Source organism: Natrinema thermotolerans (assembly GCF_031165565.1).
Classification (GTDB): Archaea; Halobacteriota; Halobacteria; order Halobacteriales; family Natrialbaceae; genus Natrinema; species Natrinema thermotolerans.
Window position 1 is genome coordinate 793,203 of record NZ_CP101873.1, and the last position, 17,554, is coordinate 810,756.

General features: G+C 68.5%; 20 protein-coding genes. 1 reads left to right on the plus strand and 19 read right to left on the minus strand.

Annotated features, from left to right (window positions below):
• Positions 1-35: 35 nt before the first annotated feature.
• From NP511_RS04125 to NP511_RS04215, 19 genes are all read right to left on the minus strand, one after another.
• Positions 36-707 (minus strand): ABC transporter permease, encoded by a 672-nt coding sequence (locus tag NP511_RS04125; protein ID WP_049964524.1) that lies wholly within the window; start codon positions 705-707, stop codon positions 36-38.
• 39 nt (positions 708-746) lie between these two features.
• Positions 747-1,667, minus strand: coding sequence for an ABC transporter substrate-binding protein (locus tag NP511_RS04130; protein WP_049964525.1), 921 nt, complete (start codon positions 1,665-1,667; stop codon positions 747-749).
• A gap of 192 nt (positions 1,668-1,859) precedes the next feature.
• Complete coding sequence (locus NP511_RS04135; protein ID WP_049964526.1) at positions 1,860-2,690, minus strand: hypothetical protein; 831 nt, start codon at positions 2,688-2,690, stop codon at positions 1,860-1,862.
• 51 nt (positions 2,691-2,741) lie between these two features.
• A complete protein-coding gene (locus NP511_RS04140; protein WP_049964527.1) occupies positions 2,742-3,515 on the minus strand; it encodes a hypothetical protein in 774 nt (257 codons plus the stop codon).
• Positions 3,516-3,556: 41 nt separating this feature from the next.
• Positions 3,557-4,054 (minus strand): hypothetical protein, encoded by a 498-nt coding sequence (locus tag NP511_RS04145; RefSeq protein WP_049964528.1) that lies wholly within the window; start codon positions 4,052-4,054, stop codon positions 3,557-3,559.
• Positions 4,051-5,169 carry a hypothetical protein gene (locus tag NP511_RS04150; protein WP_049964529.1) on the minus strand — a complete coding sequence of 373 codons (1,119 nt, stop codon included), beginning with the start codon at positions 5,167-5,169 and terminating at the stop codon, positions 4,051-4,053. Before NP511_RS04150 ends, NP511_RS04145 begins: the two co-directional genes overlap by 4 nt.
• Before the next feature lie 116 nt (positions 5,170-5,285).
• Complete coding sequence (locus NP511_RS04155; protein ID WP_049964530.1) at positions 5,286-6,578, minus strand: outer membrane protein assembly factor BamB family protein; 1,293 nt, start codon at positions 6,576-6,578, stop codon at positions 5,286-5,288.
• 2 nt (positions 6,579-6,580) lie between these two features.
• Complete coding sequence (locus tag NP511_RS04160; protein ID WP_006649048.1) at positions 6,581-6,952, minus strand: DUF3209 family protein; 372 nt, start codon at positions 6,950-6,952, stop codon at positions 6,581-6,583.
• Between the two features lie 46 nt (positions 6,953-6,998).
• Positions 6,999-8,231 (minus strand): CbiX/SirB N-terminal domain-containing protein, encoded by a 1,233-nt coding sequence (locus NP511_RS04165; protein ID WP_049964531.1) that lies wholly within the window; start codon positions 8,229-8,231, stop codon positions 6,999-7,001.
• 1 nt (position 8,232) lies between these two features.
• Positions 8,233-8,940 carry a hypothetical protein gene (locus NP511_RS04170; RefSeq protein ID WP_049964532.1) on the minus strand — a complete coding sequence of 236 codons (708 nt, stop codon included), beginning with the start codon at positions 8,938-8,940 and terminating at the stop codon, positions 8,233-8,235.
• Complete coding sequence (locus NP511_RS04175; protein ID WP_049964533.1) at positions 8,937-9,203, minus strand: ferredoxin; 267 nt, start codon at positions 9,201-9,203, stop codon at positions 8,937-8,939. The genes NP511_RS04170 and NP511_RS04175 overlap by 4 nt, the downstream gene beginning before the upstream one ends.
• Before the next feature lie 29 nt (positions 9,204-9,232).
• The gene (gene cobJ / locus NP511_RS04180; protein WP_049964534.1) at positions 9,233-10,264 is read right to left on the minus strand and encodes a precorrin-3B C(17)-methyltransferase; all 1,032 of its coding nucleotides are present in this window, start codon (positions 10,262-10,264) and stop codon (positions 9,233-9,235) included.
• Between the two features lie 18 nt (positions 10,265-10,282).
• Complete coding sequence (locus NP511_RS04185) at positions 10,283-11,155, minus strand: precorrin-3B C(17)-methyltransferase (RefSeq protein ID WP_049964535.1); 873 nt, start codon at positions 11,153-11,155, stop codon at positions 10,283-10,285.
• The gene (cbiG, locus tag NP511_RS04190) at positions 11,152-12,141 is read right to left on the minus strand and encodes a cobalt-precorrin 5A hydrolase (RefSeq protein ID WP_049964536.1); all 990 of its coding nucleotides are present in this window, start codon (positions 12,139-12,141) and stop codon (positions 11,152-11,154) included. Before cbiG ends, NP511_RS04185 begins: the two co-directional genes overlap by 4 nt.
• 1 nt (position 12,142) lies before the next feature.
• On the minus strand, positions 12,143-13,063 hold the full coding sequence (locus tag NP511_RS04195) for a cobalt-precorrin-4/precorrin-4 C(11)-methyltransferase (protein WP_006649055.1): 921 nt from the start codon (positions 13,061-13,063) through the stop codon (positions 12,143-12,145).
• Positions 13,060-13,863 carry a cobalt-factor II C(20)-methyltransferase gene (locus tag NP511_RS04200; RefSeq protein WP_006649056.1) on the minus strand — a complete coding sequence of 268 codons (804 nt, stop codon included), beginning with the start codon at positions 13,861-13,863 and terminating at the stop codon, positions 13,060-13,062. The genes NP511_RS04195 and NP511_RS04200 overlap by 4 nt, the downstream gene beginning before the upstream one ends.
• Entirely contained in the window at positions 13,860-14,465 is a 606-nt protein-coding gene (cbiT, locus tag NP511_RS04205; protein ID WP_049964537.1) for a precorrin-6Y C5,15-methyltransferase (decarboxylating) subunit CbiT, read from the minus strand. The genes NP511_RS04200 and cbiT overlap by 4 nt, the downstream gene beginning before the upstream one ends.
• A 184-nt stretch (positions 14,466-14,649) precedes the next feature.
• A complete protein-coding gene (locus NP511_RS04210) occupies positions 14,650-15,432 on the minus strand; it encodes a beta-ketoacyl-ACP reductase (protein WP_049964538.1) in 783 nt (260 codons plus the stop codon).
• A gap of 72 nt (positions 15,433-15,504) precedes the next feature.
• On the minus strand, positions 15,505-16,866 hold the full coding sequence (locus NP511_RS04215; RefSeq protein WP_049964568.1) for a cobyrinic acid a,c-diamide synthase: 1,362 nt from the start codon (positions 16,864-16,866) through the stop codon (positions 15,505-15,507).
• Between the two features lie 110 nt (positions 16,867-16,976).
• Here NP511_RS04215 and NP511_RS04220 point away from each other — a divergent pair, with 110 nt between their 5' ends.
• On the plus strand, positions 16,977-17,543 hold the full coding sequence (locus NP511_RS04220) for a DUF1802 family protein (protein ID WP_049964539.1): 567 nt from the start codon (positions 16,977-16,979) through the stop codon (positions 17,541-17,543).
• The last annotated feature ends 11 nt before the right edge of the window (positions 17,544-17,554 follow it).

The window sequence follows — 17,554 nt, forward strand, 5'->3', positions numbered from 1 at the left end:
GATTGCGGGCCGTCCGGGTTCGATCCCCGGCATGGTCATCGCCCCCCGAGCCGCAGGACGACCCCGTTGACGAGCAAGACGAGGACGAGCAACACCGCACCGAGTATCAGGGCCACCTCGAACTCGCCCTTTCGCACTTCGAACTGGATCGCGGTCGTCAGGGTGCGTGTCTTCGAGGTGCCGTCGGCGTAGGCGATGTTGCCGCCGACGATCAGGACGGAGCCGACCTCGCTGATGGCCCGGCCGAAGCCGGCGAGAATTCCGGTTATGACGCCGTAGCGGGCCTCCTTGAGCGTGATCAGGGCGACGTCGGCCCGCGTCCCGCCGACGCCGTAGGCGGCGTCCCGAACGGCGTCGTCGACGCTCTCGACCGCCGACAGCGCGACGCCGGTGATCACCGGTGCGGCCAGCACGCACTGGGAGATGATCATCGCTTCGGGCGTGTAGATGAGGTTCAGCGTTCCCAGCGGCCCCTGATTCGAGAGGGCGTACCAGACGAGCAGGCCGACGACGACGCTCGGGAACCCCATGCCGGTGTTGATGACGGCGGTGACGAACCGCTTGCCTCGGAAGTCCGCGAACCCGACGGCGAAGGCGATCGGGAGGCTCAAAACGGTACTCACCAGAACGGCGACGAGGCTGACCGTCAGCGAGAGCCGAATGATACTCCGGAGATACGTCGGGTCCGAGAGCGCGTCGAGTGGCATCTGTAGTGGTGGTGTCCGTCCGTGTTCACAGGCCGGGGTTTACTCTTCCGATCCGTTCGGCTGCCAGCCCTCCGGGACGTACTGCTGGAAGTTCGGATCTTCCGACAGCGCTTCCGGGAAGAACAACTGCTCGCCGTTCGCGGTGAAGTCCTCGATGACCGCCTGTCCCTCGGGGCTCGTGACGAAGCCGATGTAGGCCATCGCGAGCTGGTAGTTGACGTCGCCGTGGATCTCGGGGTTGACCGCCATGATCCCGTAGGGGTTCGCGAGCAGTTCGGGCCCGCCCTCGATCGGCCCCTGCAACAGGATCTCGAGGTCGAGGTCGTCCCGCGAGAGGTACGTGCCCCGGTCCGAGAGGGTGTAGGCACTCGACTCGTTCGCGTTGGTCAGCGTCTCGCCCATCCCCTGTCCGAGTTGCTGGTACCACTCGCCGCCGGGCTCGAGACCCGCTTCCGACCAGATCGCCAGCTCCTTGGTGTGGGTTCCGGACTCGTCCCCGCGGGAGACGAACGTCGCCTCGGCGTCCGCGATCGCTTCGAACGCCGCCGTCGCCTGCTCGGTGTCGCCGACGCCCGCGGGATCGTCGCTCGGCCCGACGACGACGAAGTCGTTGAACATCAGGTCGCGCCGGTTGACGCCGTACCCCTCCCGCATGAACTCGTCCTCCTGAGACCGGGCGTGGACCAGAATGACGTCGGCGTTGCCGTCCCGCGCCGACCGGATCGCGGCACCGGTCCCGTCCGCGTTGGCCGCCACGCGCGTGCCGAACCGCTCCCTGAAAGCGGCGTTGAGTTCGTCGAGCAACCCCGTCGCTTCCGTGCTGGTCGTCGTCGCCATCGCCAGTTCCTCGCCGGCGATCGACCCCTCGCCGTCGTCGCCGCTGTCTCCGAGACAGCCGCCGACCGCCGCGGCGATCCCCGCCGCGCTCGCACCGAGTACCTCCCGGCGTCGATATTCCATACTGGGAACAACGATGGAACACAATCGTATAAACGTACCGCTCGGGGCACCCGCGGACGGTTACGCGACGCGCTCGAGGGCCGTCGAGCGGCGCTATCGTAACCCCAATCGGTTACTCGGGCGGGCCGATACGGCTCGGCTCGGGTCCGCGGAAAAGGTCGGCTCGAGCGGGACGCGCCGGAGAACGATCGCTTACCCGCGTTTGTCCGGCATCGTCGAGTGGCGGGCGGTCCCGCGCATGTCCGCCCGCTGGGACGGCGGCGGTGCCATCGTCGAGTGTCGGCTCGGCCCGCCCGAGGCCGTGCCCCGCTCCCTATCGCCGCCGAGTCCCGGGCCCAGCAGCCCCTCGTCCTCGTCGGCGGCTTCGGCCTCCGCAGCCGCAGCCTCGTCCCCGGCCGTCGTGTCGTCCGCGTCGCTATCGGCAGCGCCGGCGCGTCGCTCCTCGAGTCGCGCCTTCAGTTGCGACACCTCGTCGCCGAAATCGGCGAACGAGTCGCGCATCGCCGACCGGAGCCCGTCGCCGAGGTCGTCGGTCGACGACTCGGCCCCGCTCTCGCTTTCCGTCGACTCGGCCGCGTCGGACCCCGCCGTCGTCTCGGCGTCGGCCGTCCCTTCACTACCGTCCGCGTCGACTGCGCTCTCGGCGGTGTCGGCTGCCGACTCGCCCCGGTCGCCGATCGCTTCCTGCAGATCGCCGACGGCGTCCCCGAGTCCCCCGTCGTCCGCTCGGTCGGCGAGCCTCGAGAGCCGGAGCAGTCGCTGGAGGTCCGCGACGCGCTCCCGCTCGCCCCGGGCGATCGCCTCGGGGATCGAGTCCGGCTCCGAGCCGTCCTCGAGCGTGTCCAGTCCGACCGCCGAAAGCAGGTCGTCGGGGTCGGCCGACTCGAGGATGTCGGCGGCCTCGCGTGCGGTCTCGAGCAGGTCGGACTCGGCGTCCCCGTCGCCGGTGACGAGCGAGCCGCCGCGCTCGTCGACGTCGTGCAGTACCTCGCGGACGCGGTCCCGTAGTCGTGTCTCGCTCATAGCTGACTGGATCACTGCGTTCCCGGATTCTCCTCCGACGCGGTCGGTCGACTACCCGGCTTCGGCCGCTTCCGTCTCCGAGTCGTCCGCCCCCTCGTCGGTCACCGCCTCGACGATTTCCGCGGTCATCTCCTCGCGGCTGAGGTTGGCCTTCACGCCGACGTCTTTCGCGACCGACTGCAGGTCGCTGTAGGACAGCACCCCGAGGAAGTCCTCGAGGGTGTCCTTCCGGAGGTCCTCGATCTCTTCCACGGACGGCTCGGCGTCGCCCTCGCCGTCGTCCGAGTCCGCCGTTTCGTCGCTCTCGTCGCTCTCGGCGTCCGCCTCGGTCTCATCGCCGCCCTCGCTATCCCCGTCTGTTTCGTCGGCCTCGGTCCCCTCGTCGACCGACGGTTCCCCGGCGTCGGACTCCGCGTCGTCGGCGCCCTCGCTTTCGCCGTCGACCCCCTCGAGGAGCCCCTCGACGCCGCTTCCTTCGGTGACGCCCGTCGCCATCGACTCGAGGGAGTCGCGGCCCTCGATCTCCGCGAACGAGTCGCGGACGCCGTCCGCGACCGCCGTCCGGACCTCGGCCGGGAGGTCGCCGAGTTCCGTGCCCTCCTCGAGGCCCTCGGCGACCGTCTCGTGGACCTCGCGACCGACCGCGGTCCCCAGTTGGCGGCCGAACTGCTCGCCGAACTGGCGGCCGACCGCGGCCCCGACCTCGCCGCCGTCGATACTGTCCTCGAGGCTGCCGTCGCCGAGCAAGTCGGCCACGTCGACCTGTTCTTTCACCTCGTCGGCGACCATCCCCTTCAGCCCGGACTCGTCACTCACGCCGATCACCGCCGCTCGAGCGGGCGTCGTAGCGAAACCGTCTCACGGGCTTACTCTTCCTCCTCGGCTTCGGCTTCCATTTCCTCCTCGGCGTCCTCGTCGGCCGCGTCGTCGCCCTCCGCCGACTCCTCGTCGCCGGCATCGGCGTCGCTTTCGGCCTCGTCTTCCGCCTCGGTTTCTTCTTCGGTGGCTTCGTCTTCGGACTCGGCACTCTCCTCGTCGGGCGACTCCTCGCCCTCGGATTCCGACTCGTCGGACGCCTCTTCGGTGGCTTCCTCCTCGGAGGCGCCGCTTTCCTCCTCGGCTTCCGACTCTGACTCGTCGCCGCTGAGCAGTTCCTCGACGACGATGGTCCCGATCGTCCGGCCCAGCGATTCGCCGACTTTGCGGCCGACGAGCGCACCGATCTGCCCGCCCAGCGCCGCGCCGAGGGGCATGTCCCCGTCGATCTCGTCTTCCCACTGGGTCCCTTCGACGAGCTGGTCGACGTCGATGTTCTCCGTGATCGCCTCCGTGTCGATCCGCTGTGTGATGGATTCGTCGCTCATGATGTCGCCTCCGCTCCCGCCGCCGAGTCCGGCTCGCCGCCGGACGCCGCCTCCTCGCCCTCCGGCTCGAGTCGCTCGATCAGTCGTTCGATCACCTGCGAGACGACGGCCGCGACGATCTCCTCGACGGGGAGGCTGGGGACGAGCCCGGAGAGTGTCTCCCGCAGCCAGCCGCCCGCTCTGGCGAGCGGGCCGGGCGATTCCTCGCCCGCGCCTTCCTCGTCCGCTTCGGCCGCGGCTTCCTCGCCGTCCGCCTCGTCGCCTTCGTCCTCGCTCTCGGCCGCCTCGCCGTCGGCTCCCGCCTCCTCGCCGCCGAGACCCAAGAGGCCGGTCAGCCACTCCTTCGGTTTGCTCACCAGCCCGCTGAGGAACGCCTTGGGCCTCTCGAGCAGGCCACTGAGGGCCGCTTTGGCCTTCCCGGGGACCTTCTTGAGAAGCTCGAGCGGCTTGCTCAGCAGCGACTTCGCTCCGTCCAGCACGGCACCGGGGCCGTCGAGCAGCCCCGTCACCGCCGACAGCAGGTTCCCGAGCAGGTTGTTCGATCCCGGCCGGGCCGAGACGTCCAACTGCACCGGGTTCAGGTTCACCTCGAGGCCGAGGACGTCGAGGAAGAGCCCGTCGAGGTCGAGGTGGAGGACGCCGGCGGCGTCGTCGCCCTCGTAGACGTCCTCGGCGTCCGCAGCGTGGCCCTCTTCGCGGTCGTCCTCGACGAGGTCGCCGGTATCGGCCCGTTCGTCCCCGTCTTCGCCCGCTTCCGCAGCGTCCGCGCCGGCCGACATCTCGTCTCCGGCACCCTCTTTCACGTCCTCGGCCGCTCCTTCATCGTCCTCCGCCGACTCCTTGCCCTCGTTTCCGTCGTCTTCCGTCGCTTCCTCGTCCGCCGTTTCCTCGTCCGGCCCTTCACCGTCGTCTTCGGCCGCCCCGGTCCCTTCGCCACTCTCGGAGCCGTCCCTCTCGTCGTCCGGGTCTTCCATCTCCGCCTGGCCGCCGTCGGTCAGCACTCGGCGCGGCGGCCCCGTCGGCCGCTCGTCCTCGCCGGGACGGCGCGCGGAGCGCTCGCCCCGTTCGGGATCCGAACGCTCGCTCGGGCCGCCGTGTTCGAACTCTGCGGTCATTGTACGGCAAAACGAACGGCAGTGAGCGTTGTGGGGGTTGGCCTTGCGTATGCGACACGGCGGGTTCAACGGCCGAATACGGGTAAAAATCGAACCGGGTGTCGGCCCTCGACGCGTTACTCGAGCGAGCCGACTCGGAGCGCGTACTCGCCGCGGGTCTCGCCGTCGTCGTGGTAGGCGACCGGTTCCTCGATCGCGGCGAGCGTTCCATCCCTGACGGCGGCAGCCGTGGCGATTCCCTCGAGCCGTTCGACCCCGACCGGGCCGGACTCGAGGTCGAACCGGCGGACAGCGTGGGTGTCGGGATCGCGGACCCGGAAGTTCTGGGCGCAGGGGGTGACGAGTCGGTCGCCGTCAGCGGCCAGGCCGTGGACGAAGCCCCGAACGTCGTCGTCCCACAGTGGGTTCCCGCCGGCGTCGAACGCCGCGACGCGGTGTTCGTTCGGATGCCGGCTCTCGGTCTCGCGGCTCTCGACGGCGTAGGTGTTGCCGGTCACGAACGCGATCCGGCCATCGTCGGCGTAGACGTGGTTCGGATAGGCGTACAGGGTCTCGCCGTCGATCTCCGTTTCGACGGCGAGATCGACGCTCCAGCGCTCTGCCCCGCCGGGTCCGAGCAGGTAGCCCCGCTTGTCGCCGTGGCTCGAGACGGCGATCGAATCCCCGTCGAACGAGACGTCGCCGACGCGGCGGTCGCCTTCGGTACCGGGGTCCCAGGTCCACTCGAGGTCGCCAGTCTCGGCTCCGAGGACGACGAGCCCGGTGTCGTGGTCGCCCATGCAGCGGTTGTAGCCGACCGCGAGGCGCTCGCCGTCGGCAGAGGGATCGAGCGCGATCGGCGAGGCGTCGGTCTCGTAGGTCCACCGGACCGACCCCGCGGAGTCGAACGCGTAGACGGTGCTGTGCCACTGCCGCCGGTCGCCGTCGCGCTCGTAGCGCCGCGCCGCGGCGTAGACGCGCTCGTTCCCGTCGGCGTCCGTTCCGGTCTCGCAGGCGACGACGTAGGGCAGGTAGAAGACGGTGTCCTTGACCGCCTCGCCGACGTCGGCGGCGGTGTCGTAGCGCCACCGCCGGTCGCCCGTCGCGGCGTCGTAGGCCGCGATCGTCCCCGTCTCGCCGCGGCCGGCGACGACGACCGTCTCGTCGTCTCCGGCTCCGTCGCCTCCGAGCGACGCGATCCCGACCGCGTGATCCGGATGGTCGACGGTCCACCGTGCCTCGAGCGAGTCGGCCTCGCGGGCGGTGACGGTGCCGTCCCACTCGCCGGTGACGACGAGGTCGCCCGACTCGGCGACCGCGACCGCCGAGCGGGTCCACATGTGGCGACTGCGGGCGGGTTCGATCTCGCCCAGCGGGGCGGTCCGAACGTCGAGGGCGTCTTCCCGTTCGGCGTCGACAGTCCCGGTCATCGTCACTCTTCTACCGGGAAGGTCTCGTGGAGGGTGTCGTGGGCGTCGCCGAGCCCGTCGACGATGCTCGATCCCTGCGTCCGAAGCCGCTGGACCGCTCGCTCGGCGTTGCGGACCTCAAGCAACCGGCCGCGCGTGTAGTCGAATTCGGGGTCCTCGCTATCCAGCGCGGCGACCTCTTCCTCGAGGTCGACCAGCGCCGCGTCGAGGTGGCGTTCGATCTCCGTGAGGCTCTCGGCCTCCGCGAGGCCCTTGATCGGCCCCTCGAGATGGCCCTCGAGTTCCTTCTCCGCGTGATCGCGAGTGCTGTCGTCCCCGACGCCGAGGACGGTCATCAGTCCGAGTCGTAGTGCTTCGATTTCGTGGCAGCTCATTGGTGTATCTGTATGAATTATTGGGTTCGTGTATTTCGAAACGGCGTTACAGCGTCTGATCGACGAGATCGCTGACGATTCGGTCCCGGTCTAAATGGTCCGAGACGATCCGTTCGGCGTCGCCGTCGTCGACGCCGCCGTACCAGACCCCGTCCGGATAGACCGCGACCATCGGCCCGTCGCCACAGCGGCCGAGACAGGACGATCGCGTGATGCGAGCGTCGCAGTGATCCGAGTCCCGGACTTCCTGTCGGAGTCGCTCGAGGACCGCCGGCGACCCCATCTTCGCGCAGGTCTGGTTGGTACAGACCGCGACGTGTTTCTCGGGCGCGTCGTGGCTGTGGGGGTCGTCGTCGACGTCGTCGCGGTCGGCGTGGGTCTCCTGGTGGGCCAGCGCGCGCAGCATGGCGCGAGCGCCGCCGACGTCTTCCTCGTAGCCCTCGAGGTCGACCTTGTACTTGCAGGTGTCACAGGACATCTCGACGCTGTCGGTCCGGGCCTCCTCCCAGCGGTCGGCGAAGACGTCCAGCAGCCGGGAGTCGGTCCCGAGCGGATCGCCGGCCAGCGCGTCGACGTAGGGATAGTCCTCGTCGAACTCGGCGGTCCAATCGCGCACCCGCTGGGTGAGGACGCCGTCGCCGAGCATATACGGTAGGACGACGACCGCGTCGGGGCGGTGCTTCGAAAGCCCGTGGAGGGTGTCCTCGAGCGTCGGCTCGGTAACGCCGATGAACGAGGCCTCCACGCGGTCGAACGCGCGCCCCTCGTAGAGCAGTCGCGCGAGCTTGTGGACGTCGCCGTTGGCGTCCGGATCGCTCGAGCCGCGGCCGCAGACGACGACGGCCACGTCGTCGTCTGCGCGGTCGACGCCGAGTTCGGCCTCGACCGCCGCGGCGCGGTCGTCCAGCAGGTCCAAGATTGCGGGATGGACGCCCAGATGCGAGCCGTTGTTGATCTCGATGTCGTGTTCGGCGCGGGCCTGCTCGATCGCCAGCGGCACGTCGTTCTTGACGTGGCTCGCGGCGAACAGCGAGCAGTGGACGACCGTCACCTGCGAGGCGACGGGCGCGAGTCCCGCGAAGGCCTCGTCGATCGCCGGCTCCGCGAGCTCGAGGAAGGCGGCGTCGACCGGGATTCCCAGTCGGGACTCGAGGTCGGCGGCCAGTTCGCGGACCTGTTCGTTGGACTTCTCGCGTCTGGAGCCGTGGCCGATCAGGAGGACGGCCTCGTCGTCGAAGCCGGCAGCGGGCGCGGCCGTGGTGTCGTCGGGTGTACTCATATTACTCGTCGTAGGCGTCGGCCTGCTCGAGACTGCGCTCTAACTTGCGTCGGCGAGTCGGCGCGAACAGGCCCGTTTCCTCGCAGTCCTCGTAGAGCCACGTGCCGAAGTCGGGTGCGGCCGCGTCGTCGACGCCGAACCAGTAGCCCCCCGAGGAGGTCTCCGAGAGGTCGTCGTAGGGAGCCTCGACCGGACAGTCGTCGATCAACTCCTGCGCGAACGCGAGCAGGTCCCGATCGTCGTGGACGAACGAGATCCCGACGGTGCCGCTCGAGGATTTGAAACAGACGGTGCCACAGCCCTCGAGTAGTCCCCGGAGCAGTTCGCGGTCGTGGCCCGCAAAGGCACCGAACCGGTAGTTGCCGCGGCCGTCGACGGGCAGGCCGAGCGCGCCGCTGCGGCCGAGCAGCCCCGACTCGCCGTCGTCGGCGTCGATCGTCAGGACGTACTCGTCCTCGGTGCGTGTAATCGAGGTATCGTGGGCGTAGTCCCGGGTCGTCGTCTCGCGCTCGAGGTCGCCGCCCGCGACGGCGGCCAGCACCCCTGCGGACGCTTCGTCGTTGGCGACGACCTCGATCCGGTCGTCCGTGACGTCGCCGCTGCCGGCGACGTGGCCCCAGAAGTACGCCGTCGCAGCGTGGCCGGCCAGCGGGTCCGACGGGACCGCGATCTCGAGAGCGTCGTCGGCCGACGGCTGGGCGTCGCTCATTCGCCCACCTCCTCGACGATGATTGCGTCCGTCGGGCAGGCCGCGGCCGCCTGCTGGGCCTCGTCGATGCGGTCGTCGTCGAACGTCGCGACGACCCGCTCGGAATTGTCGGTGACTTCGCCCTCGCAGTCGTAGACCGGGTCCGCGTCCGGGTCGACGGTCGCGAGGCCGTCCTCGCCCTCGACGAACCGCGGGTCGCGGGTCAGACAGGCGAAGATGCCGTCGCAGGCCGATTTCTCGATGGTGACTTCGTATCGTGGCATGATGATGTAGGTCGCTGGTGGGTCGTCGCTCAGTAGTCGTACTTCGTCTCGTAGCCCCGGGGCGTGACCATCCGGTCGTCCCAGACGTAGGTGTCCTCGGTGCCGACGACGATCGTCGTCGTCATGTCGATGATCTCGCTCTCGCCTAACTCCTCGAGCTCGCCGAGTTTGGTGATCATCACTTCCTCGTCCTCGCGGCCGGCGCCGTGGACGATGCCGACCGGCGTGTCGGGCTCACGGTGCGTGAGGAGGATCTCGCAGGCCTTCTCGAAGTTCTCCCGGCGCTTGCGGCTCCACGGGTTGTAGATGGTGATCGTGAAGTTCTCGCTGGCGACGGAGTGCAGTCGGGACTCGATCTCCGGCATTGGGACGAGGTGGTCCGACAGCGAGACCGAGACGGTGTCGTTCACCAGCGGCGCGCCCAGACGGGCCGCACAGGACTGTGCCGCGGGGACGCCCGGCACCACTTCGAAGTCGACCATCGAGGCCGTCGCGCCCTTGGACTCGAGGATCTCGAGGGCGAGTCCGGATAGCGCGTAGACGTTGGGGTCGCCGCTGCCGACGATCGCCACGTCGTTGCCCGCCAGCGCGCGGTCGATCGACTCCTCGGTGCGGGAGACCTCGCCGCACATCGGCGTGTCGTAGATGTCCTCGGCCTCGTCGGTGATCTCGTCCGGAATGAGGTCGATGTAGGTCGTGTAGCCGACGATGTGGTCGGCCTCGAGCAGCGCGGCCTTCGCGCGGTCGGTCATCCCCTCGGGATGGCCGGGGCCGAGGCCGACGGCGATCAGTTGGCCGGGCTCGGCGTCGAAATCGTCGACCGTCGCGCCGACCTCCTGTTCGTTCGAACTATCGTCGTCGGAACTCGAGCCACCACAGCTCGAGGACGAGGAATCGGCACTCGAGGAGGCGCCGCATTTAGACTCGCTCGAGTCGTCGGTGCTGCTGGACGCGCCGCACTTCGAGCCGGAACTCGAGGTGTCGGTACTCGCGTCGCTCGTCGATGCGCCACACTTGGAAGTCGATTCGTCGTCAGCGTCCGCGTTGGTGTCCGTGCTCATGGTTGCGTGCTGTTGGGTTCAGAAGTCGTCGACGTCACGCCCGCCGCGCGGGGTGACGAGGTACGTTCGGTCGTCGTTGCGCCAGGTCTCGGTCTCGTGGGTGCCGATGATCAGCGAAGTGCCCATCCCCGACACCTTGTCGTCGTGGTCGGCGGCCTCGCCCAGCGTCGTGATGAACTGGCTCTCGCCGTTGCGGCCGGCGTCCTCGCGGCCGGCGTCGTTGACGATCGCCACGTAGGCGTCGTCGGTCCGCTCCTCGCGGACGATCTCGACGGCCTCCTCGTAGTTGCGCCAGCAGTTGTAGAGGACGATCACGAAATCGGAGATCGCTGCCGCCCGAAGCTTCTCCTCGATCTCGTCCCAGCCGCGCCACTTGTCCGACAGCGAGACCGTACAGAAGTCGTTACACAGCGGCGCGCCGACGTTCGCCGACCCGCCCAGCGCCGCGGTGAGGCCGGGGACGATCTCGATCGGAATATCCGTCGCGTCGTCCTCCTCGGCCATCTTGAAGATGAGGTCGGACTTGCCGTAGACCGACGGATCGCCGCCGGAGACGTGGGCCACGTCTTTCCCCTCGCGGACGTGGTCGAACGCCGCGCGGGCGAGTTCGATCTGGCGGCCCATCGTCGAGCGGACGATCTCCTGTTCGAAGCCGTCCTCGCGGGTCGCGGTGCCGTCCTCGTCGGTTCGCTCTTCGGCGGGGATCGTCCCGTCGTCCCGCAGGAACTCCTGATAGAGGCTCGAGGCGATGACCACGTCCGCGGACTCGATGACCTCCTTGGCCCGCTTGGTCATGTGGTCGGGCAGGCCGGGGCCGATGCCGACGACGTAGAGGGTGCCGTGGTCGTCGGGGGTGCCGTCGCCGCTGGGAGCTGCGTCCTCCACGCTCATCGGCCGATCGCCACCGTGACCTCGTTCTCGTAGCCCATCTTCTCGAGGACCAGTTCCTGCTCGCGCCCGCCGGCGATCGCGCTGGCCTCGGAGACGCCCGGCCAGCCGATCAGTTCCTTGGACTTCGAGGGGGTCGGCCCCTCGTGGTCGAGCAGCGTCTCCTTGTCGAAGGCGACGACGCCGAGGTCGAGTTCCTGGGCCGCCTCGAGCAGCCCTTCCTCGTCTTCTTTCCGGGTCGCAGTCCCGACGAACTCGACGTCGTCGACGTCGTAGTCGGTCTGCTCGAGGGCTTCCTCCCACGCTGCGAGGAAGGCCTCCTTGCTGGCCCCCGAAACGCTACCGGTCCCGAGGACGACGCCGTCGTCCTTGTTCCGTTTGAGGACCGTCACGTCGTCACCGACGAGGACGGCCTTCGGACCGTCGAGTCGGGCGACGGGCCCGAGGTTCTCGTCGAGGACGGCGAGGTTCGTCTTGACGGTCGAGTCGCCGTTGACGACGTGGGTGTCCATCGCCTTCGCGCGGGACTCGACGCCCTGCTTACCTGCGGCCTCGCTGGCGGTGGTCATCGCCGGCACGGCGCCCATCGTTGCCAAGTCCTGTGCGACCTGGTTCGCGCCGTGGTGGCCGCCCGTGATCGGGATGGCCCACGTCAGCTCCTCGTCGACCACACAGATCGCGGGGTCGTCCCACTTGTCGTCGAGCAGGTGGGCGGTCTTGCGCATCGCGATCCCCGAGGCCATCAGGCCGATGAAGCAGTCGTACTCGCCCCAGTGTTCCTCGAAGACGTCGCCGTGGTACTCGATGATGTCGATCGCCTCGTAGCGATCGCCGATCTCGGCTTTGATCTCCTCGGCGGTGTCCATCTTCCGCCCGAAGGAGATGATCGCGATCTCCTCGGCGACCTCGCCGTCCGAGTCCGCGGTCGAACAGTGGCCGCCGTCGGATCCCGACTCGTCGTTCGCGTTGTCAGCGTTGTCCGTACTCATATCAATCGTCTCCCGCTTGCGTTTCGTTCGCCTGTGCGTCCGATTCGCTCCCGTCGCTCGAGTCGGGGCCACGGTTGGCCCAGTCCCCGTAGAGGAACGAGCGCTCGTAGCCCGCGCCGGTCACCGCGTCGCCGATGACGACCAGCGCCGAGGCGCGATAGCCCGCCTCCTCGACCTTGTCGGCGATGTCGCCGATCGAGCCGATAATAACGTCCTCGTCCGGCCACGAGGCGTGGTAGATCACCGCGACCGGCGTCTCGGGGTCGTGGTCGTCCGCGAGCAGGCGATCCATCGTGTCCCGAACCGCGTGGGTCCCGAGGTAGATGCAGGTCGTCACGTCGCCCATCTCGACGAAATCGGAGATGTGGTCCTCCTCCGGCGTCAGGGTCTTGCCCTGGGGCCGGGTGAACGCGACGTGATTCGACACTTCGTTGAGCGTCAGTTGCGTCCGCAGCGTCGCGCTGGCCGCGAAGGCCGACGTGACGCCCGGCACGAAGTAGGTCGGGACACCCTCGTGTTCCAAAGCGTCCATCTGCTCGAGCGCGGCCCCGTAGATGGCCGGATCGCCGCTGTGGAGTCGCACCACGTTGTCGCCGTCCTCGTAGGCGTCCCGCATCAGCGGGATCAGTTCCTCGAGGTCCTTCCCGACCGAATTCACGAGTTCCGCGTGGCCGCAGTACTCGTCCAGCAGTTCGCTGTTGACCAGCGAGCCCGCGTGGACGACGAGGTCCGCCGCCTCGAGCAGTTCCTTGCCCGCGACGGTCAGCAGCCGGGGGTTTCCGGGGCCGGCACCGACGAAGGGGACCCCCTCCTGATCGTCGCCGGCGCTGTGGTCGAAGATCCGGTCGTCCAGCTCCTCGCGGCGGCGCTGGCCTTCGGAGTCGATCGCGTCCTGCGGGTCGTTCGGTGTGTCGTCAGTCATCGGTGTCCTCCACAGTCGCCGCCCTCACGGCCCTCGGCGCGCTCGAGGTCGACCAGCGTTCCGCCGTCGGTCACCGGCTCCCCGTCCGTCGTCGCGTCCTCCGACCCGGACTCGTCGTCGGCGAAGGCGGCCGTCGCCTGCTCGACCTCGAGATCTTCCTTCTCGGCGTAGGCGAGCGTGTAGTAGTCACGCTCGTCGATGTCTTCGGGGTCGTCGGTGACGAGGGTCTCACCCTGTTCCATGAAGAGTCGGCGGCCGTAGGTCACGTCGTAGCCGGCCTCGACGAGTCCCTCGTGGGTGGCCGGTGCGTCGGTGACCTTGAACAGGATCATCCGATCCGGTCCCGTCGGGCTCGCACCGCTCGCGGCCTCTCGCAGCGAGAGGCCCGCGCCGGCCTCGATCTCGACCCCCATCGCGGTCGCAAAGGCCGTCACCGCGCTCACGCCGGGGACGATCTCCAACTCGACCTCGGGGTGGAACGCGTCGATCGTCCGGCGCAGATGGCCGAACGTCGAGTAGACGTTGGGATCGCCAAGCGTCACGAAGGCGACGTCGCCATCGCGGGCGTTCGGGGCGATCTCCGCGGCGGCCTCCTTCCAGGCCGCCCGGAGCTTCTCCTCGTCTTTCGTCATCGGGAAATCGAGGTCCCCGATCTTCGACTCGTCGACGTGATTCAAAGCGACGGTCCGGGAGAGCCGGCCCGGCGAGTAGACCACGTCGGCGTTCTGGAGGACCTCTTTCCCGCGAACGGTCACGAGGTCGGCCTCGCCGGGACCGAGTCCGACGCCGTACAGCGTCATCGGTCCACCTCGCCGCCGTCCGCTGCGATCTCGTCGCCGTTTTCGTCCGTCTCCGGCGTTGCACTCCCGACTAGCATGTAGACCGGGTTGTCCGAATCGAAACTCGTCGCCCCGGCGAGTTCGTAGCCGTGGCTCACCTGAAACTGGACGACTTCCTCGAGCAGGTCCCGCTCGCGGAAGGCCGCGGTGGCCTCGCCGGCGACCTCGAGCCGCGAGACGTTCATGACGACGCGGTCGATCTCGGTCTCGACCGCGTGGTCGAGGACGGCCTCGAAGTTCCGACTGCCGCCCAGAAACAGGGCGTCGGCGTCGTCGGGCAGTCCCTCGGGCGCTTCCGCGTTGCGCAGTTCGACATCGGCGCGGACGGACGCCTCGTTTGCCGCGAGGTTTTTCTCCGTCGTCTCGAGACGTTCGGGTTTCCGTTCGAGGGCGGTCACCCGCCCGGCTCGCTGTGCGGCGTCGATGGTGACGGCCCCCGTACAGGAGCCGACCTCCGCGAAGTGGTCGTCCGGCCCGAGCGCGAGCTTCGAGCCGACGACGGCCCGGACCTCCGACTTGGTCGGGCCGGCCTTCGCGTCGTGTGGAAGCGCGATGGGTGGCATCATCCGTTGGAACAGAGTCCGTCCCTAAAACAATTTTGTTTGGGGTAGGACAACTGCGTTTGCCCAGTTGGAGTTGTAGTAGGACAACGAAAATTGTCGACGGTGAGTGGAGTATCCACTCGTCGTGAACGCGACCGAAAACGGATGGTCTCGAGAACCGATTATCAGCGACGACTCGCCGTCCTCACCATTCCATCCCGCCGTTGATGCCGAGTACCTGTCCGGTCATGTACTCGGCCTGATCGCTGGCGAGGAACCGGACCATCCCGACGATGTCCTCCGGTTCGGCGAACCGGTCCAGCGGGATGTCCTCGCAGATCTTGTCCTGTACCCGGTCGGGTACCTTCTCTAACATGTCCGTCTCGGTGAAGCCGGGGGCGACGCAGTTGGCCGTCGAGTCATGGCTGGCCAGTTCCAGCGCCAGCGTCCGGGTGAACGCGAAGAGTCCGCCCTTCGAGGTGGCGTAGTTGGCCTGCCCGTAGTTGCCCTGTTGGCCGACCACGCTCGAGATGTTGATCAGGCGACCGTGATCGGAGGACTTGATGTCCTCGTAGAAGGCCTTCGTGCAGTTGAACGTGCCGTGGAGGTTGACGTCGATGACCGTCCGCCAGTCCTCGTAGGTCATGTCCTCGAAGGTCCGGTCGATGGTGATTCCCGCGTTGTTGACGAGGACGTCGATCTCGCCGAGATCCTCGCGGACCTCGGCGGCCATCCGTTCGACGGCCGCCAGGTCCGAAACGTCGGCCTGTACTGGGACGGCCGTCTCGCCGTTCTCCTCGATCGTCTCGGTCACCGCCAGCGCGCGGTCCTCCGAGGACCGGTAGTTGACCGCCACGTCGGCACCACACCGGGCGAGTTCGAACGCGATCTCGCGACCGATCCCCCGTGAGGAACCGGTGACGAGACAGGTTCGGTCGGTCAGCGGGCGACGCTCCAGGGGCTCGAGGCGCTGGACTGTTTCGGCCATACCCGCCCCTACGCGGCCGTTCGTGTTAGTCATTTGACTCCGTTTCAGCTCTCGTGAAAGACGGGTAGATTGTTATATCCCATTCGCCTCGACGGCCTCGAGGAACCGATCGAACGCCCCGCTTTCGGGGTGGACGTGGACGTAGGTGCCCAGCGACTCGTACTCGGTCAGCCCGTCGTGGTCGCCGTCGATGCCGTCGCCACGGACCGTTTCGAAAGCGAAACGGGCGTCGGCGTCGACGTCGGCGCTCGAGTAGTGAAACTCGTGGCCCCGGATCCGTTCGCCGGCGTCGGCCGTCAGCGTGTCGTCGACGGCCTCGAGTTCGACGTGATCGAGGGCCTGATAGCGGTCGTGCATGGTCACGTCGGCGGGGAGGATCCCGGCCATCTCGTGGCGCTCGCCCTCCGCGGTCGTCAAGGACTGACTCATGGCCATCAGGCCGCCGCACTCGCCGAGGACGGGCAGCCCGTCCGCGGCCAGGTCGCCCAGTTCCGCGAGGGTGTCGGCGGACTCGAGTGCGTCGGCGTGGAGTTCGGGGTAGCCGCCGGGGAGATAGACCCCGTCACAGTCCGGCACGGGATCGCCAGCGACCGGCGAGAACGTGACCAGTTCGGCGCGCTCGCGGAACCGCTCGAGCGTCGCCGGATACCGGAAACAGAAGGCGGCGTCGCTGGCGACGGCGACGGTAGCGTCGACCGGCTCGGCGGGTTCGATCGGTTCGCGGGGAGCGGACGGTTCGCTGGCCACGTCCGCTAACCGCTCGGCCGCGAGCGACTCGGCGGCCTCTCGTAAGGCCTCTCTCGGTAACGCGGCCTCCCCGCCCATCTCGAGCCCCAGATGGCGATCGGTAATCTCGAGGTCGTTGTTCGGCGGGATCCGTCCGAAGTACTCGAGGCCCTCGGGCAGGGCGTCACGAATTCCCTGCTCGTGGCGGCCGCCGTGGGCCCGCTGGGCGACCACGCCGGCCACATCGATATCGCGGCCGATCTCGGCGGCATACTCCCGGAAGCCCAGCGCGGTCGCCGCGACGCTTTCCATCCCCGCCTTGGCGTCGACGACGAGGACGACCGGGAGGTCGAGCGCCTCGGCGACCATCGCGGTACTCGAGCCGTCGCCGTCGTAGAGCCCCATCACGCCCTCGACGACGCAGATGGCGGGGGACGACGTCCCCCGAACAGACGGGTGTGACCCGTCGATGTCGCCCTCGCCGCGGCGGTAGTTCCGTCGGAGGCCGTCCTCGCCGCAGAGCCACAGGTCGAGAGTGCGGGAGGGCCGGCCCGCGATCGCCTCGTGATGGCTCGGGTCGATGAAGTCCGGGCCCGCCTTAGCGGGCTGGACCTCGTGGCCGGCGTCCTCGAGTGCTTGGATGATCGACAGCGTCGCGACCGTCTTCCCGACGCCGGAGCTGACGCCGCCGAGGACGAATCCGTTCATCGTCAGTTTCGTTCGCACAACTGTACTTGAATCCGTCGGTGAGGGAGGCGTCCGGCCACGAGCGACCGAAACCGAATTGGGTCGCCGCGACGATCGAGTACCCGAGACCGATGAGCGACCACACTACTGGGACCGCCGCGGAGTCGGGACCGGCGCTGAAGGAACGCGCCGGCGTCGTCAACGCCCTGCTCGACGGCGCACAGACCGTCCTCGTCCGCCACCCGACGCTCGATCCGGGGACGATCGACGAGCGGTTCGCGCTCTATCCCGCGTACAGCCATCAGGAGCCGAGCCGGTACCGATCACGATACGAGGCGTACTACCACCGCTCGAGTGCGAAGCCCGAGGCGGGCGTCCCGATCCGCGCCGTCGCCGACGTCCGCGAGGAATACGCCGTCTCGAGCGACGACCTCAAGGCCCTCGCCGACCACTATGTCTACACGCCCGACGGGTTGCGGGACAAGTACGACCCCGACGGGGAGTTGCGGGTGCTGTTGCTCCGCGTCGCCGAACTCGACTCGCCGGCACTGATCACCGAACGCGGCAGTTACCGGGGCTGTCGCGCCTGGATCGACCTCGCCGACGACGCGCCGATCGAGCCCGGCGCGGCGACGCCGGTCCTCGACGACGCGACGTTCGCTGAACGCCGCGCGGCCGTCCGGGATGCCCTCGAGTGAGTGCGGACCAC

Coding starts and splice junctions, on each gene's coding strand:
- NP511_RS04200 (WP_006649056.1), bottom strand. CDS start 13,863: ATGACGCTGTACGGCGTCGGACTCGGTCCCGGCGAGGCCGACCTCGTG.
- NP511_RS04195 (WP_006649055.1), bottom strand. CDS start 13,063: ATGACTGACGACACACCGAACGACCCGCAGGACGCGATCGACTCCGAA.
- NP511_RS04185 (WP_049964535.1), bottom strand. CDS start 11,155: ATGAGCGTGGAGGACGCAGCTCCCAGCGGCGACGGCACCCCCGACGAC.
- NP511_RS04145 (WP_049964528.1), bottom strand. CDS start 4,054: ATGAGCGACGAATCCATCACACAGCGGATCGACACGGAGGCGATCACG.
- NP511_RS04220 (WP_049964539.1), top strand. CDS start 16,977: ATGAGCGACCACACTACTGGGACCGCCGCGGAGTCGGGACCGGCGCTG.
- NP511_RS04150 (WP_049964529.1), bottom strand. CDS start 5,169: ATGACCGCAGAGTTCGAACACGGCGGCCCGAGCGAGCGTTCGGATCCC.
- NP511_RS04175 (WP_049964533.1), bottom strand. CDS start 9,203: ATGCCACGATACGAAGTCACCATCGAGAAATCGGCCTGCGACGGCATC.
- NP511_RS04135 (WP_049964526.1), bottom strand. CDS start 2,690: ATGAGCGAGACACGACTACGGGACCGCGTCCGCGAGGTACTGCACGAC.
- cobJ (WP_049964534.1), bottom strand. CDS start 10,264: ATGAGCACGGACACCAACGCGGACGCTGACGACGAATCGACTTCCAAG.
- NP511_RS04215 (WP_049964568.1), bottom strand. CDS start 16,866: ATGAACGGATTCGTCCTCGGCGGCGTCAGCTCCGGCGTCGGGAAGACG.
- NP511_RS04155 (WP_049964530.1), bottom strand. CDS start 6,578: ATGACCGGGACTGTCGACGCCGAACGGGAAGACGCCCTCGACGTTCGG.
- NP511_RS04210 (WP_049964538.1), bottom strand. CDS start 15,432: ATGGCCGAAACAGTCCAGCGCCTCGAGCCCCTGGAGCGTCGCCCGCTG.
- NP511_RS04165 (WP_049964531.1), bottom strand. CDS start 8,231: ATGAGTACACCCGACGACACCACGGCCGCGCCCGCTGCCGGCTTCGAC.
- cbiT (WP_049964537.1), bottom strand. CDS start 14,465: ATGCCACCCATCGCGCTTCCACACGACGCGAAGGCCGGCCCGACCAAG.
- NP511_RS04130 (WP_049964525.1), bottom strand. CDS start 1,667: ATGGAATATCGACGCCGGGAGGTACTCGGTGCGAGCGCGGCGGGGATC.
- NP511_RS04160 (WP_006649048.1), bottom strand. CDS start 6,952: ATGAGCTGCCACGAAATCGAAGCACTACGACTCGGACTGATGACCGTC.
- cbiG (WP_049964536.1), bottom strand. CDS start 12,141: ATGAGTACGGACAACGCTGACAACGCGAACGACGAGTCGGGATCCGAC.
- NP511_RS04170 (WP_049964532.1), bottom strand. CDS start 8,940: ATGAGCGACGCCCAGCCGTCGGCCGACGACGCTCTCGAGATCGCGGTC.
- NP511_RS04125 (WP_049964524.1), bottom strand. CDS start 707: ATGCCACTCGACGCGCTCTCGGACCCGACGTATCTCCGGAGTATCATT.